A 16,083-nucleotide genomic window follows, 5' to 3' on the forward strand; every position below is an offset into this window, starting at 1 on the left:
AGCCATCCCTCACTCTGCATTTATCGGAATAGAAGACGTCATCAAACATTATTTCCCATCTTCAGCGCCCATATATATCCGGATCGTCGAACCCTGCTCGACTCTGGCCCCCGCTTTTGGTGCCTGATTAATTACGGTATTGCCTGTTCCGGAACGGGCGAGTGTAAAGTTCATGTTCAGATCCTCATAAATATCCTGTACGGTAGCCCCTGTAAGATCAGGAACTGTCACAATAGGAGTTTCACCGTATTTATAGGTTTTGGGAAGCTGATCTTTACGTTCTGGAACCTTCATGTAATGGAGGGAATCCTCCAGGATATTCTGCACGATTGGAGCTGCCACAACACCACCGAACTGAATGCCCTTAGGATTATCCACCGCTGTGTACACTACGATCTGCGGATCATCCGCAGGTGCAAAACCTATAAACGATACAATATGCTCTGTAGGAGAATACCGGCCGTTAATTACCTTTTGTGCCGTCCCTGTCTTGCCTCCCACACGGTAGCCGTCAATAAAAGCCGGCCGGCCCGTGCCTTTGGCAACCACGCTCTCAAGGGCAGCGCGCACCTTCTTCGAGGTTTCCTCTGAGATGACCTGACGCACCATCTCCGGCTGCACTTCCGAAACGGTCTCCCCTGTATCGGGATTGATCCAGGCCTTGGCGACATGCGGCGTGTAGAGCTTGCCGCCGTTGATGGCTGCCGAGACAGCGGTTATCTGCTGAATCGGCGTGACGGACACCCCTTGGCCAAAAGCCGTGGTCGCCAGCTCCACGGGTCCCACCTGCGCAGGCTTAAAGAGGATTCCGCTTGCTTCACCATTCAGATCAATACCGGTCTTGGCGCCAAATCCAAAATCACGGATATATTTGAATAAGGTATCTTTACCGAGCCGCTGTCCCAGCGCTACAAAGCCCGGATTGCAGGAGTTCTCAACCACCTCCAGGAAGGTCTCGCTACCATGCCCACCCTTTTTCCAGCAACGCAGCTTGGCCCCGCCCACCTCGATATAGCCGGGATCAAAAAAGTGGTCATTCTGTAAATCCACTTTGCCTTCCTGGAGCGCAGCGGCCAAGGTAATAATTTTGAAAGTGGAGCCCGGTTCGTAAGTCATCCAGATGGGCAGATTCCGGTTGTAGACCTCAGCATCATATTCCTTGTAGGCTCCAGGCTCAAATCCAGGTCTGCTGGCCATGGCCAGAATTTCGCCATTCTTCGGGTTCATAGCTATAGCCCAACTGCCCTGTGCCTGATACTTCACCATGGCTTGATCCAGCTCGCGTTCCATTATGGACTGGATCTGCTTGTCTATCGTCAGCTTCAGTTTAAGGCCGTCCTGAGGAGCTGAATACTTTTCCGAAGAACCCGGCATCAGCCGGCCTCCGGCATCAGACAAATAGGAAATATCCCCTGCGCTGCCCTGGAGTAGCTTGTCGTATATGCTTTCCACCCCGGTAATGCCTTGATTGTCAATACCGGTGAAGCCCAGAATATGCGCAGCCAAATCTCCGTAAGGGTAAAACCGTTTGTTATCCTCGGCCACAACGATGCCCGGCAGCTGCAAATCACGGATGCTCGCAGCCAGCTCCATCGTAATTTTGCGGCCGCCGGGCTGTAACTTCACCGATGACTGACTTTTGGACAAGAGAGTCACCAGCTTCATCTCGCTCATGCCGAGCAGTGGAGCCAGCGTCTGTGCTGTCTTTTGCTTCTCCTTCACCTGTACAGGAACTGCATACACAGTCGGCGAGCTGATATTATAAGCCAGTGCTTTCCCTTCCCGGTCCAATATTTCACCGCGTTTGGCGGTAAAAGGAATATTGCGGCGCCACTGGCTTTCCGCTTTGGCACTCAGTTTTTCTCCTTCGGACAGCTGGACATACGCCAGACGTATAGCCAGCGCACCAAATAACAAGGCCAATCCCAGCAGCGTCCACAGCATTCTCCTACGAGTTACGACTTTCGAAACCTTCATTCCGTCCCCCCGCTTTCGCTGTTCTAGACATGAGCTCTTATCTTCATGACTATTCAGGACAAACAGGGGTTAGAACAAGCCTATGCCAAGGCATTACTTTACGGGTGGCTCTTCCTCATCAGCGGGTGCAGGAATATTCTCACCATGTTCATTCATAGGTTTTAGCGACAGCGTGACCTGTGTCTTCCCGTTCTTGGTTCCTTCCGTTTGCCCCGACACGTAACCCTCGCCATCCACTGAAATACCAACCTTGAGCAGGCTGAGCACTTCCAGTGCATCACGAAGCGATTGTCCGCGCAAATCCGGTATCACAGGCTTATCTCCCTGCTGACTCAGCAGATAGATGCGCTGACCTACTGCCAGTAGAGTTCCTTTCTCTGGATACTGGCTGACTACATTAGTTCCTTGACCTACAGCTTCAAAATCAAAGCCCTGATCAATCAGCAGTTGTCTGGCCGCCTGTACTGTTTTGCCGGTGAGATCCGGAGTGGATCGCAGTGCGGCAGTAGTAGACTTAACGGTTTTGGACGTGCTGTCCGCAGAATTCGTGCTCACTTTTGGTACTCCCATATAAGGCAGCGCCTGCGACACAATTTCCTGGAATACCGGAGCAGCAACCGCTCCACCGCCATTCCCGCCGTTTTCACCCTGCGGCTCGTCAATAATGACGATCACCGCAATCTTGGGATTATTAACCGGCGCGTAGCCGATAAAAGAAGACAGTACCTTGTTCCGGTCATAATCCGTACCGTTGACCTTAATCGCAGTACCCGTCTTCCCCGCTACACGATACCCTTCAATGTAGGCATGCCGTCCGGTTCCCTTAACCTGATCCGCCACCACCTGCTCCAGGTAGCCGCCAGTTTCACGGGCACTCTCCTTCGAAATCACCTGACGTACCACTTCAGGCTGGGTAATGGTCTTCTTGCCGGTATTCGGGTCGGTGATTTCCTTGACCACATGCGGAACCATCAACTTGCCGCCATTAGCGATTGCGGACACTGCCGTCAACTGCTGGATCGGTGTAACCAGCACCTTACCGTGCCCGTAGGCCAAGGTTGCATTCTCGACAGACTTGTTCGGGTCAGGGTTGACGATACCGATGGTTTCACCCGGCAGGTCGATTCCGGTTTTTTCATTAAAGCCAAACTCATTAATGTATTTCAGCAATCTCTCCTGACCAAGCATCTCATAGCCAAGCTTAACGAAAGCTACATTACTTGAACGCTTAACGCCCTCCAAGAATGAGATTTTCCCCCAGCCTACTCTGTTAATATCATGCAGCGGTCTACTGTATCCTTTAATGTAAATTTGACCGGATTGGAACTTATCATCTGGATTGAATAGTTTCTCCTGTACCACTCCGGCCAACGTAACAATCTTAAAGGTTGAGCCCGGCTCATATCTGGATTTGATCGCGTGGTTATAGAAGCCTGCGGCATTCTGATTAGTATCCCAATACTCATTGGGATTAAAGGTAGGCATATTCGCCAAACCGAGAATTTCCATCGTATTGGGGTCGGCAGCTATGACACTTATACTCTTGGGCTTGTACTTGTCATATGCCTTTTGCATAGCCTCTTGGATATAGTATTGAATCGTGCTGTCTATCGTCAGTTTGATATTGCTCCCGTTAACTACAGGCTGATAAGTATCCTTGGAATTCGGAAGCTTGACCCCTTTACCGTCACTTTGATAGTGAAGTTTGCCATCAGTGCCTTTCAGCTGCTTGTCAAAATACTTCTCCAGCCCCATGATCGCCTTGCCATCTCTGTCGGTAAAACCCAATATATGTGCGGCCAGTGTACCTTTCGGATAATAGCGTTTCTGCTCCGTTACATACCCGACACCAGTTTCACGGATATCATGTTTTTTGCCCAATTCCTCATAAAAGGCAACCACCTTATCCTTAAGCGCCTTATCAATCTTCCAGCCCTCATTGCGGATCTCGCGGTTTTTGAGATACTTGCCAGTCTTATTATCCTTGGCCTCAATCAATGGCTTTAACTCGTCAACCGGTTTACCCAGTAGATTGTGCAAACCATCAATCACTTCCTGGCCAATCCCCTGCTCTGCAATAACCTCAGGGTTAACTACAACGGTGTATGCAGGAACATCACTGGCGAGGACGTTGCCGTTGCGGTCTTCAATCTCACCGCGGACTGCTTTGATGGTTGCAGAGTGGGCCCACTGCGAGGCCGCCTTATTCTGCCAGTACTCACCGTCCAGAATCTGGAGCCAAAACACCCGGCCGACTAAAACAAGAAAAAAGAGGGTAATACACCCTCCTATAAACAGCGTGCGAAGTTTTATTCTTTTCACCATAAGCCAACCTCACAACTCTATTATTGCGATTGCCGCCAATCGCTGATTAATGGTCTCCGTCAGTGGCCGTGCTGTTCAGGGGAATATAGATGGTAGAATCCTCGGAAGGTTTGACAAATCCAAGCTCAGCAGCCCTCTGGGCCACTGTCTGCTCAAGGCTCTGCTTCTCCATCTGAAACGTTGCGATATCTTTCTTGGTTGAAGCAATTTGGGCATCCAGTTTCTGCGCCTGCAGATTCAAATCGTAAATATGGACATAACGCCAAATCAGGGTGACAGCCACCAGTACGAACACACCTAGTGTCAGCATGTAGAGAAGTTTCTCCTGCAGCGGAAGCACCATGCGTCTTGTGACTACTTTTGTCTTCTCGCGGTAAAGCCTGTCTGCCTCTTCTTTTCTTTTGGGTTGAACTGCTAAGTTGCCGCGGGTATAGGCCATCTCTGACTCTCCTTTATGGTTATTTACAATTTCTCTGCAATCCGCAGCTTCGCTGAACGTGCACGTGTGTTCTGCTCCAGCTCTTCTTCTGATGGAACAAACGGTTTGCGGTTAATCAGCTTCAGGGTACCTTCGGCACCGCATACACAATATGGGAAGTCGGGCGGACATGTGCATCTGCTTAAGTAGCTGCTGAAAATCTGCTTGCAAATCCGGTCCTCCAAGGAGTGAAAGGTGATCACCGATACTCTTCCCCCGGGTGCAAGGCAGCGCACTGCTGCGTGAAGCCCTTCCTCAAACGCACCCAGCTCATCGTTCACCGCAATCCGGAGTCCCTGAAAACTGCGCTTCGCGGGATGACCACCGGTTCTGCGTGCGGCTGCCGGAATGCCTTCCTTGATCAGCTCCGCCAATTCTCCCGTGCTCTCCACAGGGTGTTCTTCTCTCCGCTCAACAATCTTGCGGGCAATCCGCCGTGAGAACTTCTCTTCCCCATACTGGAAAAGCACCCGGGCAATCTCCTGTTCAGGCCAGGTATTCACTATTTCGGCTGCAGTCAGCTGAGCAGACTGATCCATCCTCATATCCAGCGGAGCATCGTGATTATAGCTGAATCCCCGTTCCCCTTCGTCAAACTGGGGCGAGGATACACCAAGATCGTATAGAATTCCATCTACTTGGGGAACGCCATCCTTTTGCGGAACAAAGGGGAGTTCCTTAAGCACTTGCTCCAGATCGCGGAAGTTGGTTTTCACCAAAACTACCCTCTCTCCGTATTCAGCGAGCCGCTCCCTAGCATTCTCCAGCGCCCAATCATCCTGATCCAGACCAATCAATCGGCCCTCGCCGCTGAGCTTACTGGCAATTAGAGAACTATGTCCCGCTCCGCCAAGTGTGCAATCCACGTAGATGCCATCCTTCTTGATGTGCAGCCCTTCTGTCGCTTCTTCCTTAAGCACCGTGATGTGGTGAAACAAGCTGCATCCCTCCAGGGCAGTATTCGAATATTTGTATGTGTTATAGATCGAAGTTGAAATCAACCAATTTCTCGGCAATCTCGTTGAACGTTTCCTCTGACTGTTCGAAGTACTGCTCCCATAGCTCCTTGTTCCAGATCTCCACCCGGTTCGAAACGCCCAGAATTACACAGTCCTTGTCCAGCTTGGCATATTGCCGCAAATTCCCCGGCAGATTAACCCTGCCCTGCTTGTCCCATACACATTCGGTCGCTCCCGAGAAAAAAAAGCGGCTGAAGGCACGGGCATCCGATTTCATCAGTGAAAGGCTTTTGAGCTTTTGCTCCATGATTCCCCATTCTTCCATGGGATAAACAAAAAGACAGGTGTCGAGGCCGCGGGTTGCCACAAAGGAGGTTCCGAGCATGTCACGGAACTTGGCCGGAATAATGATACGGCCTTTGTCATCAATGCTATGCTGGTATTCCCCCATAAACATGATTATTCCCCACCTCTAACTTCTAATTCCCCACTTTGCCCCACTTTACACCACCTAAGCATAATAGATTCGCCATTAAAAATCAAAAACCTTTTTCACGGGTGAGGTAATTTTTTCTTATTTGTCAAGTCGGCAAGTCAAAATGGTTTCGCCCTCCTGTACAAGAGGCAATTTCAGCTAAAGCGAGGAATGGAAAGATACTTTATAGTGCTCAGCAGCACATACACGTCTTACATTTCAAAAAAAAGTGCCCGAACCATTTACATGGCCGGACACCTTGTATTACGTTCTATAGGTTATGCTTCGAGATTCCAGCTGTCGAGATATTCGACCTGTGCCGGAGTCAGGCTGTCAATGGAAATCCCCAGGCTCTCCAGCTTGTAGCGGGCCACCTGCTCGTCCAGATCGTAAGGAACATTCTCTACTTTAACGCCAATGCTCTTATAGTTGTCATTTACATATTTAAGCGAAAGTGCCTGCAGCGCAAAAGTGGTGTCCATAATCTCAGCCGGATGTCCGTCTGCAGCACCCAGATTCACCAGGCGGCCTTCGGCAAGCAGATACAGCTTGCGGCCGTCTTTCAATTGGTACTCTTCTATATTCTTGCGTACCGTCCGCTGGGATACGGATCTTTCAGATAGTTCAGGTTTATTCACTTCAACGTCAAAATGGCCAGCGTTGCACATAATCGCTCCATCCTTCATCACATCGTAATGCTCTCCGCGGATCACATAACGGTTGCCTGTCACGGTAACGAAGAAATCGCCGCGTTTTGCGGCTTCCAGCATCGGCATCACGTGAAAGCCATCCATGTGGGCTTCGACTGCTTTTATCGCGTCCACTTCAGTAACGATTACGTTGGCACCGAGGCCCTTGGCCCGCATGGCTACGCCTTTACCGCACCAGCCGTAACCAACCACGACGACTGTTTTGCCGGCAACAATCAGGTTCGTAGTGCGGATAATCCCGTCCCAAGCGGACTGGCCGGTACCATAACGGTTATCGAACAAATATTTGCAGTAAGCATCATTGACGGCCACCATCGGGAATTTGAGAATCCCCTGTTTCTGCAATGCTTTTAGCCGGATAATACCGGTAGTGGTCTCTTCTGCGCCACCCCGGATATTCTCCATCAGGTCAGGACGCTCCGAATGCAGCAGTGTAGCAAAATCACCGCCGTCATCAATGATCAAATCCGGCTTACTTTCCAAAGCTTTGATATTCAGAGCCTTGAATTCTTCAGGTGACGGATTATATTTGGCAAATACCGTAATGCCGTCTTCAACCAATGCTGCACATACGTCATCCTGGGTGGATAATGGATTGGAACCGGTAATGGTTACCTCGGCACCGCCCGCTTGAACAACCTTTGCCAGATAAGCTGTTTTGGCTTCCAGGTGAAGCGTGATCGACACTTTCAAACCCTTGAACGGCTGCTCCGCTTCAAACTGCTCCCGGATCCGGTTCAATACCGGCATGTGCTGGCGAACCCAGTCGATTTTAAGATGCCCTTCTGGAGCCAGCGACATATCCGTTACAATACTGTTTTCCTTCGACAATGAACTCATTATGATACCTCCTGAAAGTTTTTGCGGAAAAACCGCTTCTTTGAATAGCTGGTACAGCAAAATCCGCTTCAAAAGCATAAGCCAAAAGTATTGATAGCCTAAGCTCCGTCTTATATATAAATCACGCGGTGGGTTCCGCTGTAATCCACAGGGATCGACATCAGCTCATCCAGCCAGCCCGGGCCGTAACGGTTCAGATAATACATTACATTATATACTCTTTCCTGCAGCTTACCCAGCGGCATAAGAGACAGTTCAATCCGCTCCCACTGGCGGAGCGCAGCTTCATTCTGCTTAGCCATCGCATCCTGGGCTTTGGCCTGAAGGAATGTAATCTGATCCAGAATCTTATCTTTATTGTTGGCACCCAATTTCAGAAGTCCCGCCTGAATGGAACCCAACTGTTCAATCAGCGGCTCGTACATTGCAGTGAATGCAGCCTTCGTATCTTCGAACCGGCGTTCCAGCTCTAGCTCATCCTGAGCGGCGAGCCATTTCTTTCTTTTCTCATCCAAGCCCTGAAGAACATCGCCAAAGACAAGCTGATACTTGTCCATGTGCTTGTGCAGTGTTCCTTCCACGACAGTGAACGACATCCGCGGAATGATTAATGGCATCCGTTCACCCACTACCTCGAACGCAGGCTGCGGAATGGCCCAATAGGCGATTTCACCCTGACCAAGCACCGTCGCCAGTACTGGCAGCACATAATCCTGCATGAGCGGTCTCGTCAGCACATTATTACTAAACCGTTCAGGATGAGTCTCTAGCTGCTCCAGCAATTCTTCACGGGAAAAGGAAACCATACCCTTCCGGTCGGTGAATCTGCCTTCCTCTTTGTGGAGCAACAGGCGTGCACCTTGATGTATATAGAAAAGATTGGCCCCGCCAGCCGTCACAGCAGCCTGAAGCTCATACCCACTATCCGTAATCCTTCCAGCCGCCGTATGATACGCGGATTCCAATTCATCGTTGTGTTCAATCAAAGATTTGAACATTGGGGCTTCGAGCTTACGCAGCTCCGGATCGGCGGAATCCAGCAGAATGAGACCAAATCTGCCGAACAGCGAACCCATCAGCTTCGCAAAAGCTTCACTCATGCTGTATCCCTCAGCCGAAGAGTCGCGGACCACTTCCATAATCTGTGGCTTGAATTCACTTTCCTGCAGCAAGTCATCCAATTGTCCGGTGATTTGCAGCCAGCTTTCTTCCTCTACCTTGATTGCGCTGACAGAAGAACGAAGCTCATCTGCCTTATCCAGCTTAAGTCTGGTGATCTCCCCTGTGCGGTTCAATACATAGGTATGATTGACCTCATCCCAGTCATGATCCTCACCTGCGATCCAAAATAGCGGAACCACAGGCCGTCCGAGCTGCGCTGCCGCTTCCTTTGCGGCCTGAATCGTAGTAATTGCCTTGTAAATCACAAACAACGGACCCGTAAACAAGCCGCTCTGCTGGCCGCCGGTAACGACCAAAGTCCCTTGCTGTTCCAGAAGAGCCAGGGACTCCATCACTGCAGGGTGAGGGTTCAATTTCAGATTATATTGTCGTAAACATTCAGCAATCCCCGCACGGTCAGCGCGGAGCTCTTCAGTGCTGTCCAGCCAGGCTGCACGTTCTGTCCTGCTGTCTACATTACGGAAATCTCCGCCATACAAATGTCCTACCTTTTCATAATGATGTATATAATCGCGGGCTAGTGCCGATCCGCCCGGGAGTGGTTCGGGGTTTACATTCATGTGCAATTGCCTCCTGTTCTACTGTAATGCTATATGTAATCACTGAGTCGGGTAAACTCTTTATGATTGTATCCAAAGTTAGGGGTGGCGTCAAAGAATCCCTCTGTTCATCAAATTTGCAACAAAAGAACAACAACATCCAGCTGCCGTTATTACAATACTCTCATATTTCATGTCCTGTCCAGCAGTCGGCTGCTGACGAAACAATAGGCGAGAGCTGAACGCTCCCGCCTAAAGTATACTTCGCTAAAATATATTACAATAAGACTGCATGTATATTCTCATGCGTATTGCTTGGCTACAAAGTGGCCCTTCGAGACTTCAACCAATTCAAAATCACTGTCATTGGTTTTTTCCCCTGCTGCATAAATGGGGCTACCCAATTCATCATGCAGATGAATACGTTTCTTGTTCGCTTCAACCTCCGGATCCGGTACTGGAATCGCCGACAACAGCGACTTCGTATACGGATGGATAGGATTGGCGTACAGTTCTTCACTCTCTGCCAGCTCAACCATTTTACCCAGGTACATAACAGCTACACGGTCACTGATATGCTTAACCATGGACAGGTCATGCGCGATAAAGAGATACGTAAGTCCAAGGCGGTCCTGCAGTTCTTTCAGCAGGTTGACCACCTGTGCCTGAATGGACACGTCCAGTGCGGAGATCGGCTCATCGCAGACGATGAATTTAGGATTAACCGCCAGTGAACGGGCGATTCCGATACGCTGGCGTTGTCCGCCGGAGAATTCATGTGGATAGCGGGTTGCGTGGTCATGGTTGAGTCCAACCATATCCAGCAGCTCTTCAATCCGTTTTTTGCGCTCCGCACGGCTTCCGGCCATACCATGGATATCCAGTGCCTCACCGATGATATCCGAAACCGTAAAGCGCGGATTCAGCGACGCATACGGATCCTGGAAAATCATTTGCATATCACGGCGCATAGCCTTCATTTTGCCCGGAGGCAATTTGTAGATATCTGTACCGTTGTATTTCACACTGCCAGCAGTGGGTTCGTAAAGACGAAGCACTGTCCGGCCGGCAGTTGTTTTACCACATCCGGATTCCCCTACCATACCCAGGGTTTCGCCTTCGCGAATCGTGAAATTAATATTATCAACAGCCTTAAGAACTTTGCCCTTGCCTACATTAAAATACTTCTTAAGACCTTCAACTTCAATCAGGTTCTTACTCAAACGAACTGCACCTCCTTGGCCATCGAATGCAGATTCCAGCAACGCGCCATGTGCGTTTCACTGAATTCTGTTGCACCGGGATCGATTTGTTCGCAGACATGCATCGCTTCACTGCAGCGCGCTGTGAACGGACAGCCGACCGGCGGTTTGATCAGATCCGGGGGAGTACCGATGATCGGGATCAACGGCTCGCCCTTCTTTTGGTCCAGACGCGGCATCGACCGCAGCAACCCCTTGGTATACGGATGCTGCGGATTTTTAAAGATTTCCCATCTGGTTCCGGTTTCCACTACTTCACCAGCATACATGACGATGACCCGGTCACACATTCCGGCAACAACGCCGAGGTCATGTGTAATCAGTATGATGGAGGTCCCGAGCTTTTGCTGCATATCTTGCATAACTTCCATGATCTGCGCCTGAATCGTTACGTCAAGCGCCGTTGTCGGCTCGTCTGCAATGAGCAGAGCCGGGCGGCAGGCCAGGGCAATAGCGATCATTACACGCTGGCGCATGCCGCCGGAGAATTCGTGGGGATATTGGTTAAAGCGAGCCTCCGCATTTTTGATGCCTACGAGCTTCAGCATCTCGATACCTTGCTCTTTCGCTTCGGCCGCTGACATTTTCTGATGTTTGATCAAAACTTCGGTTATCTGTTTGCCCACCTTGATCGTTGGGTTCAAAGAAGTCATCGGGTCTTGAAAGATCATGCCAATATCTTTGCCGCGAATCGTTTCCATTTGCTTCATGCTTTTGTCCAGCAGATTCTGTCCTTGAAAAATAATCTCGCCCTTCTTCACCCGGGAAGGCGGGGTAGGAATAAGCCGCATAATCGATTGTGCGGTAACACTTTTGCCGCTGCCGGATTCACCGACGATGGCTACTGTTTCACCTTTGCCTACTTCAAAATTCATACCACGGACAGCTTGTACTTCTCCGCCTTTTACAAAAAAGGAAACATGCAGATCCTTGACTTGCAGAATGGGTTCCATCATATTCACCTCCTATTTCTTCAGCTTAGGATCCAGTGCATCACGTAGACCGTCACCAAAAATGTTAAAGGATAGCATGGTCAAGCTGATCAGGATAGCCGGGAACAGGAAGCGCCATGGATAATACATCCAGCCAGTCAGTGAATCACTGATCATCGAACCCAGGGAAGCGATTGGAGCCTGTACACCAAGACCGAGGAAGCTGAGGAATGCTTCAGCAAAAATGGCATTTGGTACGGACAAAGTAATCGTTACAATAATAGGTCCTACCGCATTTGGCAGCAAGTGGCGAAACAAGAGTCTTTTGGAGCCTGCGCCCATGGAACGCGAAGCCAGAACAAACTCACGGTTCTTCAGCTGCATAATCTCCCCGCGCACAATCCAGGACATCGTGATCCAGCCTGTAATAGTCAACGCAACGATAATTGTAAACAGGCTTGGTTCCATTACTACAAGCAGCAAGATAACCACCAGCAGATAAGGAATGGAGTACAACACTTCGGAAATCTTGTTCATGATGTTATCCACACGGCCGCCAAAGAAGCCCATGATTCCACCATAAATAACACCAATCAGCAAGTCAATTGCCGCTGCAGCCAACCCGACAATCAGTGAAATACGTGCTCCGTACCAAGTACGGACAAAAATATCACGGCCAAGATCATCGGTTCCAAACCAGTGTTTGGTTGAAGGAGGCTTATTGGTGCTGAGCAAATCATTAGAGTAGTAGTTGTATTTTGAGAACAACGGACCAATCAGTGCTGCAAGAATAATTAAGGCAAGCACACCCAGAGCAGTCATCGCCATTTTGTTCTGACGAAGCCGTTCCCAGGAATCCTTCCAAGCTGAAAGACTTTCACGTTGAATGACTTCTGCCTGCTTCTCGTCAATACCAATTTTCTGAAAATCTTCTGGTTTCAGGTTCGCATCCAGCGAACTCATATTTTTGTCAGATGCCAATCTTTAGCCCTCCTTTCCTCCAGTTAGTTTGATACGCGGATCTACAAATACATAAGCAATGTCTGTAATGAAGCGGGCCAACATGAGCAGCACACCATAGAAAATAGTGATCCCCATAATTACGGTATAGTCACGGACACCAATCGCTTCCACAAACTGTTTCCCGATACCGCCCACACCAAAAATCTGCTCGATAACCACAGAACCGGTAACGATGTTAGCTGTCATGGGTCCCATATATGTAACGACAGGCAGAATTCCGTTGCGAAGAACGTGACGGCTCAAAATAGCGAACCAGCTTAGGCCTTTAGCCTTAGCCGTCTTGATATAATCTGCATGCAGCACCTCAAGCATGCTTGAACGTGTCAGACGCGCAATAAAGGCTATCGGCTGTGCCGAGAGCGCGGCTACCGGAAGGAAATAATACATAGGGCCCTTAAATCCTGAAACCGGAAACATATGAAACTTATAAGCGAACATATACTGCAGCAGTGACGCGACTACAAAGCTCGGGACTGCAATCCCCAATACCGCCAGTACCATCGCAGCGCTATCAATGAACTTCCGGTGATACAATGCTGCCAGCATACCCAATAATACACCGACAATAACAGACACAATAATCGCAAAAATCCCCAGCTTCAAGGATGATGAAAATGTCTGACCAATCAAATGAGTTACATCCTGGTTCAGACGTTTCATGGAAACACCCAGGTCTCCTTGGGCAACTTCACCCAAATACTTAAAATACTGATGATAGAGCGGCTTGTCCAGACCATACTGTTCGTATAAACGCGCTTTAATTTCCGGCGGAACTTTTTTCTCGGCAGTAAACGGATCTCCCGGAATTGCTTTCATCAGAAAAAAAGTCGCTGAAATAAGTACAAACAGCGATACGATCATATAGAAAAACTTATTGGCAACATAACGAACCATCCCCATCAACACCTCCCTCGACATATTTTTTAGACATACAATTGAATTCTATTCAAAAAACGGCCATTTGTCCATTTTCTATTTTTGTAAGCTTGTGAAAACATTAACAAAAAGCCGTAAATACAAAAAAAAGGGATATATATGGAATTCCACATATATATCCCGAAGTGTACAGCTACCTTCAGACGACTAACTATTTAATTGAATTTCTAAAGTTTGATTCTTAGTGCTCAAGCAGGTAAGCACGAGTGAAGTCAATTGCACCACTGAAGTCAAGAGATACACCTTTGAGGTATTCTTTAGTCAGGGAGTTGTTTGTGTAGTAGTAGATTGGCATCAGGACCATATCGTCCTGGATCAGCATTTTTTCAGCTGCAGCAAAATCTTCTTGGCGTTTAGCCAGGTCAGAGCTTGCTTTTGCGTCAGCAATCAGTTTGTCATATTCAGGATTAGCGTAACCAGTATCATTGTTACCGCCGCCTGTTACCCACATATCCAGGAAGGTCATTGGATCATTGTAATCTGCAGTCCAGCCAGCACGTGCAACTTGGTAGTTCTTGTTTTGACGGTTATCAATAAACACTGCCCATTCTTGGTTCACTGTGTTAACAGTAATACCCAGAGCTTGTTTCCACATATCAGCGATAGCCAGGGCAACTTTCTTGTGGCCTTCACTTGTGTTGTAAGACAGTTCCACTGGAGGCAGTGTAGTCAGACCTTCTTCTTTCAGACCTTCAGCAAGCAATTTTTTGGCTTGTTCAATATCTTCTTTGAAGTAATCGTCTTTAACTGCATTACGGAATTCTCCGTTAGCACCAGCAATACCTGGTGGCACATAACCAAATGCAGGAAGCTGTCCTCCCAATGTTACATTGTCGATAAGAGCTTGACGGTTAATCGACATGGCAAGTGCTTTGCGGATTTTAGCATTGTTGAATGGTTTTTCAGTAACATTGAATTCATAGTAATAAGTAGCTGCAATACCTTTGGAGACAAACTCGTTAGGAAGCTCTTTTTTCACGATAGGAAGCTGTTCTTGCGGGATTTCACCATGAGGTGCACCTGCACGATCAAGTTCTCCGTTTTTATAGCTCAGCAATTCAGTTGCACCACTGTTAACAATGGAGAAATCAATTTTGCTGAGTTTAATGGATGCCGCATCCCAATATTTTTCATTTTTAGTAACTTCGAGAGATTGGCCAGTAGTCCATCCAGTTAATGTGAATGCACCATTTGTAATCATAGTGTCTTTGTTAGTTGCCCATTTCGGATTACCCTCAACAGATTTGTGCACAGGGTAGTACGTATAGAAGGACAGCAATCCAAGGAAGTAAGGTGTTGGTGCTTTCAGCGTAACTTCAAGAGTTTTCGCGTCTACAGCTTTTATGCCTACTTGATTGAAATCTGTAATTTTCTTAGTGTAATATTCTTCTGCATTCTTTAGGTAATACAATTGATATGCATATGGTGCAGTTGGGTTTGTGTTAGGGTCGAGTACGATTTTCCATGCGCGAACGAAGTCAGCTGCTTCTACAGGGTCGCCATTGCTCCATTGAGCATCGCGAAGGTGGAAGGTATATACCAGACCGTCAGGAGAAATGTCCCATTTCTCAGCAATTCCCGGTTCAGCTTGACCAGTTTCCTCATTCATGCGGGTCAAACCTTCATACATAGTTTTCAACAGCGTATTTGCCTGGCTGTCTTGAGCTAGTGCGGGATTAAAAGTAGGTGGTTCTGCAGTCAGGTTGACTCTAAGTGTCTGGTCAGCGGCCAATTTCTCGTCACCAGTTGCAGTGCCTGTGTTCGTGCTGCCTTCATTGCCTGCTGCGTTTGTTGCGGCAGCGTTGTTGCCTTTGTTTGCATTGTTTCCGCCGCAGCCAGCAAGTGCTGTGCCGATAACGAGAACCATTGCAATCATGAGCAATAGACTTTTACTCTTCTTCATCTAGCAGTTCCCCCTAAATAGAATGTGGTATATGGTTTATGATTATACAACCAGTGGTCAAAAAAATCTAGAGCAATATTTTCTGAAAACACTTTTTTTTTAAAACTTAAAAGTTTTGTGACGTTGACGCTTCACCGGAGCAATGGAACATTACATGGCTTGTGATATGTAATGGATAAGGCCTACGACTATAAACAGCACATACATGGTACTCATAAAAAAGAATGAAAGTCTCCAAACTGCCCGAAGTAAACGTTTCCCGTCAACATTTCCCTTTAGGCGATTTTGGGCGCCTCCAATCAGTCCAGCGGATATTAATACAATAAGTAGTATAAGGTAAAACCCGAACCGCGAATTAAAAGTGGTATTGAACAAGGCCGATACGGAAAAAAATAAAAATACAGTAGTAATATCCATAGCCAGTAATAACGTATTTCTTTTTTCTTTTCTGAGGCCAATTCCTATGAAATATACAATCAAAAAAGGAACAACCGGAATAACGCTTAATGAAATGAACGAATTCCGCAGAAATTCCAAACAGC

Annotated in this window: 13 protein-coding genes; all 13 read right to left on the reverse strand. The window is 48.2% G+C overall.

Going from position 1 to position 16,083, the window contains the following annotated elements; all coding sequences use genetic code 11:
* Positions 1–48 precede the first annotated feature (48 nt).
* On the reverse strand, positions 49–1,977 hold the full coding sequence (locus A3842_RS26340) for a stage V sporulation protein D (protein WP_074085657.1): 1,929 nt from the start codon (positions 1,975–1,977) through the stop codon (positions 49–51).
* 93 nt (positions 1,978–2,070) lie between these two features.
* Positions 2,071–4,302, reverse strand: a complete 2,232-nt coding sequence (locus tag A3842_RS26345; protein WP_074085658.1) for a penicillin-binding transpeptidase domain-containing protein — start codon at positions 4,300–4,302, stop codon at positions 2,071–2,073.
* 46 nt (positions 4,303–4,348) lie between these two features.
* Positions 4,349–4,741, reverse strand: a complete 393-nt coding sequence (locus A3842_RS26350; RefSeq protein ID WP_074103281.1) for a hypothetical protein — start codon at positions 4,739–4,741, stop codon at positions 4,349–4,351.
* 23 nt (positions 4,742–4,764) lie between these two features.
* Positions 4,765–5,718, reverse strand: coding sequence for a 16S rRNA (cytosine(1402)-N(4))-methyltransferase RsmH (gene rsmH / locus A3842_RS26355; protein WP_074103282.1), 954 nt, complete (start codon positions 5,716–5,718; stop codon positions 4,765–4,767).
* Positions 5,719–5,758: 40 nt separating this feature from the next.
* Complete coding sequence (gene mraZ / locus A3842_RS26360; protein ID WP_020427850.1) at positions 5,759–6,196, reverse strand: division/cell wall cluster transcriptional repressor MraZ; 438 nt, start codon at positions 6,194–6,196, stop codon at positions 5,759–5,761.
* A 296-nt stretch (positions 6,197–6,492) separates the two neighbouring features.
* Positions 6,493–7,764 carry an adenosylhomocysteinase gene (locus A3842_RS26365; protein WP_074085661.1) on the reverse strand — a complete coding sequence of 424 codons (1,272 nt, stop codon included), beginning with the start codon at positions 7,762–7,764 and terminating at the stop codon, positions 6,493–6,495.
* Between the two features lie 110 nt (positions 7,765–7,874).
* Positions 7,875–9,506 (reverse strand): bacillithiol biosynthesis cysteine-adding enzyme BshC, encoded by a 1,632-nt coding sequence (gene bshC, locus A3842_RS26370; protein ID WP_074103283.1) that lies wholly within the window; start codon positions 9,504–9,506, stop codon positions 7,875–7,877.
* A gap of 281 nt (positions 9,507–9,787) precedes the next feature.
* Entirely contained in the window at positions 9,788–10,708 is a 921-nt protein-coding gene (locus tag A3842_RS26375) for an ABC transporter ATP-binding protein (protein WP_074085663.1), read from the reverse strand.
* Positions 10,705–11,700: an ABC transporter ATP-binding protein gene (locus A3842_RS26380; protein ID WP_074085664.1), complete on the reverse strand. Its 996-nt coding sequence runs from the start codon at positions 11,698–11,700 to the stop codon at positions 10,705–10,707. Before A3842_RS26380 ends, A3842_RS26375 begins: the two co-directional genes overlap by 4 nt.
* Before the next feature lie 12 nt (positions 11,701–11,712).
* Entirely contained in the window at positions 11,713–12,642 is a 930-nt protein-coding gene (locus A3842_RS26385) for an ABC transporter permease (protein WP_074085753.1), read from the reverse strand.
* 21 nt (positions 12,643–12,663) lie between these two features.
* A complete protein-coding gene (locus tag A3842_RS26390; protein WP_074085754.1) occupies positions 12,664–13,596 on the reverse strand; it encodes an ABC transporter permease in 933 nt (310 codons plus the stop codon).
* 223 nt (positions 13,597–13,819) lie between these two features.
* Positions 13,820–15,541 carry a peptide ABC transporter substrate-binding protein gene (locus A3842_RS26395; protein WP_074085665.1) on the reverse strand — a complete coding sequence of 574 codons (1,722 nt, stop codon included), beginning with the start codon at positions 15,539–15,541 and terminating at the stop codon, positions 13,820–13,822.
* A 150-nt stretch (positions 15,542–15,691) separates the two neighbouring features.
* Positions 15,692–16,078 carry a DUF3397 domain-containing protein gene (locus A3842_RS26400; RefSeq protein ID WP_074085666.1) on the reverse strand — a complete coding sequence of 129 codons (387 nt, stop codon included), beginning with the start codon at positions 16,076–16,078 and terminating at the stop codon, positions 15,692–15,694.
* Between the last annotated feature and the right edge of the window lie 5 nt (positions 16,079–16,083).

It is taken from the genome of Paenibacillus sp. P3E (assembly GCF_001909045.1).
Taxonomy (GTDB): Bacteria; Bacillota; Bacilli; order Paenibacillales; family Paenibacillaceae; genus Paenibacillus_AQ; species Paenibacillus_AQ helianthi.

What these genes read in the sequence shown, in the direction of transcription:
- A3842_RS26340 (WP_074085657.1), bottom strand. Translation starts at nt 1,977, where the DNA reads ATGAAGGTTTCGAAAGTCGTAACTCGTAGGAGAATGCTGTGGACGCTG.
- A3842_RS26380 (WP_074085664.1), bottom strand. Translation starts at nt 11,700, where the DNA reads ATGGAACCCATTCTGCAAGTCAAGGATCTGCATGTTTCCTTTTTTGTA.
- bshC (WP_074103283.1), bottom strand. Translation starts at nt 9,506, where the DNA reads ATGAATGTAAACCCCGAACCACTCCCGGGCGGATCGGCACTAGCCCGC.
- A3842_RS26350 (WP_074103281.1), bottom strand. Translation starts at nt 4,741, where the DNA reads ATGGCCTATACCCGCGGCAACTTAGCAGTTCAACCCAAAAGAAAAGAA.
- mraZ (WP_020427850.1), bottom strand. Translation starts at nt 6,196, where the DNA reads ATGTTTATGGGGGAATACCAGCATAGCATTGATGACAAAGGCCGTATC.
- A3842_RS26390 (WP_074085754.1), bottom strand. Translation starts at nt 13,596, where the DNA reads ATGGTTCGTTATGTTGCCAATAAGTTTTTCTATATGATCGTATCGCTG.
- A3842_RS26345 (WP_074085658.1), bottom strand. Translation starts at nt 4,302, where the DNA reads ATGGTGAAAAGAATAAAACTTCGCACGCTGTTTATAGGAGGGTGTATT.
- A3842_RS26365 (WP_074085661.1), bottom strand. Translation starts at nt 7,764, where the DNA reads ATGAGTTCATTGTCGAAGGAAAACAGTATTGTAACGGATATGTCGCTG.
- A3842_RS26385 (WP_074085753.1), bottom strand. Translation starts at nt 12,642, where the DNA reads ATGAGTTCGCTGGATGCGAACCTGAAACCAGAAGATTTTCAGAAAATT.
- A3842_RS26395 (WP_074085665.1), bottom strand. Translation starts at nt 15,541, where the DNA reads ATGAAGAAGAGTAAAAGTCTATTGCTCATGATTGCAATGGTTCTCGTT.